General features: G+C 36.0%; 7 protein-coding genes and 5 pseudogenes. 9 read left to right on the top strand and 3 right to left on the bottom strand.

The annotated features are described in order from the left end of the window. Positions 1–104, bottom strand: a pseudogene (locus FTV09_RS16225) (IS5/IS1182 family transposase); the annotation flags it as partial. Positions 105–239: 135 nt separating this feature from the next. Here FTV09_RS16225 and FTV09_RS18260 point away from each other — a divergent pair. From FTV09_RS18260 to FTV09_RS16190, 8 genes and pseudogenes are all read left to right on the top strand, one after another. After that, complete coding sequence (locus FTV09_RS18260) at positions 240–563, top strand: transcriptional regulator (protein WP_152873598.1); 324 nt, start codon at positions 240–242, stop codon at positions 561–563. Continuing rightward, positions 544–858: a DNA-binding transcriptional regulator gene (locus FTV09_RS16220; protein ID WP_152873599.1), complete on the top strand. Its 315-nt coding sequence runs from the start codon at positions 544–546 to the stop codon at positions 856–858. The genes FTV09_RS18260 and FTV09_RS16220 overlap by 20 nt, the downstream gene beginning before the upstream one ends. A gap of 54 nt (positions 859–912) precedes the next feature. Next, positions 913–1,230, top strand: a complete 318-nt coding sequence (locus FTV09_RS16215; protein ID WP_180036203.1) for a hypothetical protein — start codon at positions 913–915, stop codon at positions 1,228–1,230. 46 nt (positions 1,231–1,276) lie between these two features. Then, positions 1,277–1,841, top strand: a pseudogene (locus FTV09_RS16210) (helix-turn-helix domain-containing protein); the annotation flags it as partial. Positions 1,842–1,873: 32 nt separating this feature from the next. Beyond that, positions 1,874–2,806: pseudogene (locus FTV09_RS16205) on the top strand (IS5 family transposase). 51 nt (positions 2,807–2,857) lie between these two features. Then, positions 2,858–3,260, top strand: a pseudogene (locus tag FTV09_RS16200) (transposase); the annotation flags it as partial. 203 nt (positions 3,261–3,463) lie between these two features. Continuing rightward, the gene (locus FTV09_RS16195) at positions 3,464–4,768 is read left to right on the top strand and encodes a type II toxin-antitoxin system HipA family toxin (RefSeq protein ID WP_121523298.1); all 1,305 of its coding nucleotides are present in this window, start codon (positions 3,464–3,466) and stop codon (positions 4,766–4,768) included. Continuing rightward, positions 4,761–5,039, top strand: a complete 279-nt coding sequence (locus tag FTV09_RS16190; protein WP_004871362.1) for a helix-turn-helix domain-containing protein — start codon at positions 4,761–4,763, stop codon at positions 5,037–5,039. The genes FTV09_RS16195 and FTV09_RS16190 overlap by 8 nt, the downstream gene beginning before the upstream one ends. Before the next feature lie 15 nt (positions 5,040–5,054). On the opposite strand, the gene FTV09_RS16185 is transcribed toward FTV09_RS16190, so the two are convergent. Next, positions 5,055–6,266: an integrase arm-type DNA-binding domain-containing protein gene (locus tag FTV09_RS16185; RefSeq protein WP_180058887.1), complete on the bottom strand. Its 1,212-nt coding sequence runs from the start codon at positions 6,264–6,266 to the stop codon at positions 5,055–5,057. A gap of 459 nt (positions 6,267–6,725) precedes the next feature. Between FTV09_RS16185 and FTV09_RS16180 the strand changes: the two are divergent. Next, a pseudogene (locus FTV09_RS16180) lies at positions 6,726–7,657 on the top strand (IS5 family transposase). 74 nt (positions 7,658–7,731) lie between these two features. Here the strand turns inward: FTV09_RS16180 and FTV09_RS16175 are convergent. Next, positions 7,732–7,998 carry a hypothetical protein gene (locus tag FTV09_RS16175; protein ID WP_180058886.1) on the bottom strand — a complete coding sequence of 89 codons (267 nt, stop codon included), beginning with the start codon at positions 7,996–7,998 and terminating at the stop codon, positions 7,732–7,734. Positions 7,999–8,179 lie beyond the last annotated feature (181 nt).

The following is an 8,179-nucleotide window of genomic DNA, read 5'->3' as shown; positions in this document are numbered from 1 at the left end:
GTAGCAGGATCAAACCAAATGGCAATATTTCCGCGACTCATAAGTGCTCGGTTATATGCGGGCCAATTGGTTGTGCGGTAGATTTTGTGTGTAGGCTTCTTCATTTGAAAATTATATCGCTGAAAAACCCTTTACAGATAGGTTTGTGCAACAAAGCCCCTACGAATTACACATTCATATTTAAAAGTACTACAAAGTAGTATAAAATAAACTACTACAAGGTAGTATAAACACAAGCAATGTATACAATATGTGAAACCCCTTTATTTACCAAATACTGTCTTGTTTATTGGACTCAGGAAGAATATGAGGAATTTAAAACATTCTTGGCATTAAATCCTGAGGCCGGGGATGTCGAACCTAATTCGGGTGGCATTCGTAAGATCAGATGGACTAGCGGTGGTCGAGGCAAAAGTGGTGGTGTCAGAGTCATCTACTTTAATCGTTTAACGAATGGAGAGATTTGGTTATTAACCTTGTACAGTAAAAAGCAAACGGTACAACTTAGTAAGAAAACCCTTCAAGTATTGGTGGAGAAATTAAATGACTCGTTTAATGACTGAAAAAGAACTAGAAGCCTTTGAAGCAACAAGAGATATTGAAGCTGAAATCTTACAAGGCATCGATGATATGTTGGCAAATAATGCTGCAAAAAGAACAGTAATTACTGAAACAGATGTAGCTTTAGCACGTAGAAAGGCACAGCTGACACAAGAACAGTTTGCTAAGCTCCTTGGTGTTTCCAAACGTACATTAGAATCTTGGGAACAAGGTGTGAGAAGACCTTCTGGTGCAGCAACATCATTAATTAGGTTATTTATTGTTGATCCAACGTTTGTAAAGGAAAGTTTAGCTTAATTTACATAGCTATTAGTAGAGAGCTATTTCCTTTCAGTATATTTGAGCATTATTATGAAGCATTTAGGATTTGTAGGAAAATTGACTGAATATATTGGATATACTCATGTTGAAATTATTAATAGCTCTTTACGACTATCTTTCAAGGTATCATCGAGAAACAACTTAGAAGAAATGTTCAAAAAAATGGTCGAAAATAACTATGATTTACTAATGGAAACATCAGAGAAAATAGAATTTGAATTAGATAGTGATGTTCTTAAAAAAATTGAAAAAATATCGGAAGAACAAGGTATTGAGTTTGAAGAATATGTGCAAAACACTTTGATTAAGCTCATTAACCAATGTGAATTGATTGCCGATCAGCCTTAGTTTAGGTGTGTGATTCATAGACATCATTTCAATCTAATGGGTGTCTATGAACAGAGAAATTCAACAAAGACTCGTATGGGTTAAATTATTTGAAGAGACCAATGATGCTGGCCTAGTCTGTCGGAGATGTGGCATTTCCAGACCAACGTTACGCAAGTGGTGGAAACGATATTCTGAGCAAGGTATTGATGGGTTAAGTAGCCAGAGTAGACGTCCCTTAAAATCGCCAAATACTAAAATCAGTGCTGAGCTAGAAGTCTAAATATTAGAAATACGTTCAGCTAGAAATCTTGGTGCCCGACGTTTGCAAACAGAATTGATGAGGCTGCACGGAGTCTCGCTGTCCTTAGCGTCTATCCATAAAGTACTATCCTCCCATCAAGTCAAACCAATAAAAATTTCGTCGTAGAGCAGATTTTATTCGTTATGAACGCCCATTACCAGGCGATAGAATTCAAATGGATCCCTGTAAACTGGGTCCTGGGCTATATCAGTACACATCTATCGATGACTACACACGATATCGCGTTTTAAGGATATATAAACACCGAACAGCAGCGAATACTCTCGACTTTTTAGATTGCGTAATGGCTTTGTTGCACAAACCTATCTGTAAAGGCTTTTTCAGCGATATAATTTTCAAATGAAGAAGCCTACACACAAAATCTATCGCACAACCAATTGGCCCGCATATAACCGAGCACTCATGAGTCGCGGAAATATTGCCATTTGGTTTGATCCTGCTACGCAATGGTATGCTCCATCAAAAGGCAAACAAGGGCGAAATCAAACCTACTCCGACGCAGCTATCCAATGCTGCTTAATGATTAAATCCTTATTCCGTCTATCTTTAGGTATGGTCACTGGCTTTGTGCAAAGTCTGATTAAACTTTGTGGATTAAATTGGACCGCACCAGATTACAGTACGCTTTGTAGAAGACAAAAGCATATTGATATTGCAATCAGCTACCAAAAAAGTAGCGATGGGCTGCATCTACTCATAGACTCTACAGGCATGAAGTTTCTAGGTGAGGGCTAATGGAAACGCAAGAAACATGGACCTGAATATCGTCGCCAATGGCGTAAACTGCATATTGGTATAGATGCTGAAACCCTTCAAATACGCGCTATTCAACTCACTACAAATAATGTGAGTGATTCACAAGTGCTTGGTGATTTACTCGATCAGATTCCACAAGATGAGCAGATTGACTCTGTTTATACCGATGGAGCTTATGACACCAAGCAATGCCGTCAGGTCATTGCAGATCGGCAAGCGCATACGGTGATTCCACCTAGAAAAAATGCGAAACCATGGAAAGATACAAAGATCAGCTCGCTAGCGCGAAATGAATTACTTCGAACAGTTAAACGTTTAGGCAGGACATTATGGAAAAAATGGTCCGGCTATCATTGCCGAAGTTTGGTCGAAACTAAGATGCATTGCATCAAATTATTGGGGGATAAACTCAGTGCAAGAAAATTTGATAGCCAAGTCAATGAAATTCATGCACGTGTAGCAGTCCTCAACAGATTTACGGAATTAGGTCGACCACTTACCCAAGTTACGCCTTAAATTTGGCTCAATTAGGGGGCTTTGTATTTCAAATCTTTGTGCAACAAAGCCGGTGATTTACTAAATCAAATCATGACCAGATGACCGAATGGATTCTATCTATAGCGATGTGGCGTATGACATAAAGTGCTGCAGGCAAGTGATATCAGAAGGTCAAGCACATGTAGTCATACCACTCAGAAAGAATGCCAGCCCTGGAAAGATTCTAAAATCAGTTCAATACAACGAAATGAGTTGCTTTAAACGGTTAAATATTTAGGTAGAATCCTAAAAAAAATGGTTGGGTTATCACCGTCGCAGTTTGGTCGAAACTAAGTTGCATTGTATGAAATTATTACGCGATAAGTTGTCAGCCAGGCATTTTTTAAGTCAAGTAAATGAAATATATGCCCGTATAGCCGTACTGAATAAATTTACGGAATTAGGTAGACCTCACACCCAATGTGCCACTTAAATTTGAATGGCTTAGGGAATCAGCTTTTAAATATTTATGACACAAAGCCATGAAAAGATATGAAAAATTTTATAGCTCTCTTAATACGATTGCTTTTAGTCAACCTAAATAATTCAAGATCACAGTATTATATTCAACAAATATCTACTATAATAAAAAAATACTTCTTAAAATAGACACTAATTTTTTATTTTAATACATATATGAATCAATATTGCACACTTCAAATTTTTCAAAATAACGAATGGCAAGATTGCGCTATCGTTGAATTAATTGCTAATCAAGAGCAGGGCTGGAGAGCATCTACACGAACGTCATACTTATTTGAATATGCTATTGAACATATGGATTTAAGAGATGGTCATGCTCTATCATTCCAATTTCCAGTCAATGTACAAAACAACTTAGAAAACCAATGGCCAGCATTTCTCATGGACTTGCTACCTCAAGGTTATGGGCGAAAGGAGCTTTTAAATCAGCTGGGTTTTTCAATTAATGCAGAAGAACAAGCTGATTGGCCCCTACTGAAATCTGGGGCAGGTAATCCTATTGGTAATCTACGAATTAAAGAAGCTTATGACTGGCTTCAAGATCATTTTCCGACAGTGAAACCTCGTGGATTTAGCCTAAGCGAAATAATTGAAAGGAAAGAAGATTTCATTGAGTCACTTGCATCATATGGCTTATTTGTTGCTGGTTCTTCAGGTGTTCAAGGTGAATGGCCTAAACTATTACTAACACAAGGATATGATGGTCTGTTTTATTTAGATCACAGTCTTCCAGATGAACTAGCAGCAAAGCATTGGCTAGTTAAATTTAGTCGTGGAAATGATCAAAAACTGGAAAAAATACTGTTACATGAAGCAATTTACATGAAAATAGCTCGGTATTTAGGTCTAAGAGTGTTCAAGGACTTGGAACTTCACCAGAGAACGCTATTTATTCCACGTTTTGATCGCCAAATTATCAATGGTAAAGTCGAAAGAGTTGCACAAGAAAGCCTAGCCTCTTTAAGTGGTAAAGCTGGCTTCGGCGTTAAAATGACACATAATCAAATCTGTACATTGATCATGGAATGTTGCTCATCACCAAAAGCTGAAATTTTTGAATATTTGAAACGAGATATCGCTAATGTTGCATTAGGAAATAAAGATAATCATACCCGTAATACCGCAATTCAACGTTTAAATGACGGCACAATTCAATTAACACCCCTCTTCGATTTTGCACCAATGTGGCTTCATCCTGACGGAATTGCACGTACTACACGTTGGGAAAAAGATGACCATGGAGGAATGCCTATATGGGGATCTGTCATAACGCAAATAGAAGAATGTACAGGAATAGATTCAACTGAAATTAAACATACAATGATTCAACAATTGCCACTGTATGAAAATTTGCTCGATGAAATGAAAAAAATAAATATAGATGATGAGATTCTACAAAATAGTCATCATCGTATATTAAATATATGCCAACAGATTCAGGAGCTTTCTAATGGATAAACGTTATAAGCCTATGACGGCAATCGAGCAAATGAATAAACGCTTACAAGTCTTAGAAAATATAAATAACAATCCTGAGTGGCAAATTTACCAGATTGCATCATACATTAGAAAAGAACTACATTTAACATTAAATGAAATGAGTAAAATTACTAAAATAGCACCACAGACTTTACAGAAAATGGAGCAACCTGATAGTAATCCAACATTAGATTCTATAAATAAGTTGTTAAATGCATTTGGTTTAAAATTTATTATTAAATCAAAATAGTTTAATTTAAATTACCTATAAACTAGATTTTGATTTATTTTCTAAATAGTCACCCCACCACTGCATCATATCAGCTCTTTGTTGAATATAATCTGCATGGTTATAACTAGCACGTGTTTTATTCTTATCTACATGTGAAAGCTGAGCCTCAATCCAACTATCTTGAAATAAGCCAGAATCATTTAAAATAGTACTGAATGTTGATCTTAAACCGTGTGAGGATAGCTCATTTGTTTTATATCCCATCTTACGAATGGCTGAATTTATTGTGTTAAAATGCAATGGCTTATCTTTAATTTTGGGGCTGGCAAAAACATAACGATCGCCTTGTGACCATTCTAGTGCAGATCTAACAATGCTCACCGCTTGCGATGATAACGGGACTAAAAAATCTGGAATATCATAACCTGCTATCACTTTTCGACGATATTGCTTGATATGTAAAGCAGGTATTTTCCAAATTTTGTTGTCAAAATCAAAATGATGAGGTTCTGCAGACAATAACTCTGCCCCCCTGACTCCAGTATATAATTTAAATAGGATTGCTTTTTTTATAATCGGATCTGTATTTAGTTGAGTTATTCTAAGAATAAAATTAGAAATTTCTTCATCTTTTAAATAGGGATAATTTTTCTTTAATTTCCCTTTCAATAATATTTTATTGAGACCATAAGCTTGATTATAATCACAGTATCCCATTGCAACTGCAAAATCATAGATTTGATTTAAATAGCTATACGCTTTTTTTACAGGTTCCTTAACTCCCCTATTTTCAATGTGCTTAATTACCTTAACTAAATCAGTTCTTTTAATTTTACTAAAATCTATATCACCAATAACGGGATAAATGTCATTTATTAAACATGTATTCGCCAATTGGATTACACCACCACGTGGTTGATCTTTAAATGAATTATTTGTTTTAAACTCTAACCATTCTTCACAAACAACTTTAAAAGTTTGAATTTTCTCCTGAACTAAATTTTGTGTAGAAAATTTAGTTGCCTTATAGGAGTCTCTGGCCACTCTAGCTTCTTTGAGATTCATCTCTGGATAAGTACCTAGAGTGATTCGTGGTCTTTTACCCGTTTCTACAATTGAGTATCGATAACTCCAAGACTTTTTTCCATTAGGATCGACTTTTAAGCTTAAACCATCATCATCAGCTAAAAAGTAAATTTTTTCTTTTGGATATGACTTTCGTACTTGTGTTTCCGTAAGACTCATAAATTTTTATAAACCAGCATAATGATCCCTATTATCGTAATTATATCAAAAATAAGCATTCTTATGTGATGCGTATATTACGCATCACATAAATATTTATATATATGTTTTTTATAAAAATTATTGTGAGTGTGTAAGTTTAAATAACCAAAAAAGTAACCACTGTTAAAGTCTGTATTAAGCTACAAAAATCAGTGATAGTTAATCACTATTCTGTAATGAGTTTGTTTTACAGACCTCGTAACCGAGCCTTAATTATCCGAGGCAATATTTCTATCTGGTTTGATTATTTGACTCAATGGTATGTTCATCCGCAAGAAAAAATGGATCAAATCAAACTTAGTCCAATACAGCTATATAACACTGCTTAAGGTATGTCGATATTGCCATTGGCTATCCAAAAAGGGCTTTGTTGCACAAACCTATCTGTAAAGGCTTTTTCAGCGATATAATTTTCAAATGAAGAAGCCTACACACAAAATCTACCGCACAACCAATTGGCCCGCATATAACCGAGCACTCATGAGTCGCGGAAATATTGCCCTTTGGTTTGATCCTGCTACGCAATGGTATGCGCCATCAAAAGGCAAACAAGGGCGAAATCAAACCTACTCCGACGCAGCCATCCAATGTTGCTTAATGATTAAATCCCTATTTCGTCTTTCTTTCGGATGGTCAGCGTCTTTGTTCAAAGCCTGATTAAAAAAGTGTGGTCTAGATAGGAAAGCTCCAGATTATTCCATCATTAGCAGAAGACAAAGGCATATCGATATTGCAATTTGATATCAAAAAGTAGTGGTGCTCTCCATCTACTCGTAGACTCTATTGGCCTAAAGTTTTTAGATGAAGGTGAATGGAAGCGTCAGAAACATGGACCTGAAAATCGCCGCCAATGGCGTAAGCTTCATATTGGTATCGATACTGAAACCATTCAAATACGTGCTGTACAACTCACCGCAAATAATGTCAGTGATTCACAGGTACTGGAAGATTTACTTGCTCAAATCCCTTTAGATGAACAAATCGATTCTGCCTATACAGATGGTGCTTATGACACAAAACGATGCCGTCAGGTCATTGCAGATCGGTAAGGGCATGCGGTGATTCCACCTAGAAAAAATGCGAAACCATGGAAAGATACAAAGAGTAGCTCGCTAGAGCGAAATGAATTACTTCGAACAATTAAACGTTTAGGCAGGACACTATGGAAAAAATGGTCAGGCTATCATCGGCGAAGTTTGGTTGAAACTAAGATGCATTGCATAAAATTATTAGGAGATAAACTCAGTGCAAGGAGTTTTGATAGTCAAGTGAATGAGATCCATGCACGTGTAGCAGTCCTTAACAGATTTACGGAATTAGGTCGACCACTTACCCAAGTTACGCCTTAAATTTGGCTCAATTAGGGGCGCTTTGCATTTAAAATCTTTGTGCAACAAAGCCGATTAAAAATATCATTTAAAATTTAATTGATCCATTCTCGAGGGACTTGAGGGATTTTAGATGTTCTCACACAAAGCCTTCTAATTAAGAATTGAGGAATACCAAAAATCAAAAGATTTAAATTGTAGTCAGAAGGTAATTTCACTTGATTTGTTAAATAATCTCGCTCTGAAAATCTTAGTAGTTTAAGTTTAAACCAAGTTTCACTTGCTATCTCTTTACGGTAAATAACATTAGGAGCATAGTAATGAATATTATTTTTTAATTTTTCTATGTCTTCACCCGCCATATAGCGTCTAAAAAACTCCCAATGACCTTCAACCAAACTTAAGCTACGAAATCTGGTGGTGTTTCAAAAAGTATGCTGAAAAAAAGCAGGTTGGATTTTGATAAAATAGAGAAATGCGAATAACTCTAGAAATCAAGTGTCCAGCCTGCCTAAGTGACAGTATAAAGAAAAATGGCACAAA

Source organism: Acinetobacter sp. YH12227 (assembly GCF_013417785.1).
GTDB classification, from domain to species: domain Bacteria; phylum Pseudomonadota; class Gammaproteobacteria; order Pseudomonadales; family Moraxellaceae; genus Acinetobacter; species Acinetobacter gandensis.
The sequence above is the reverse complement of the archived record's forward strand: the minus strand, read 5'-3'. Positions and strand labels throughout refer to the sequence as shown.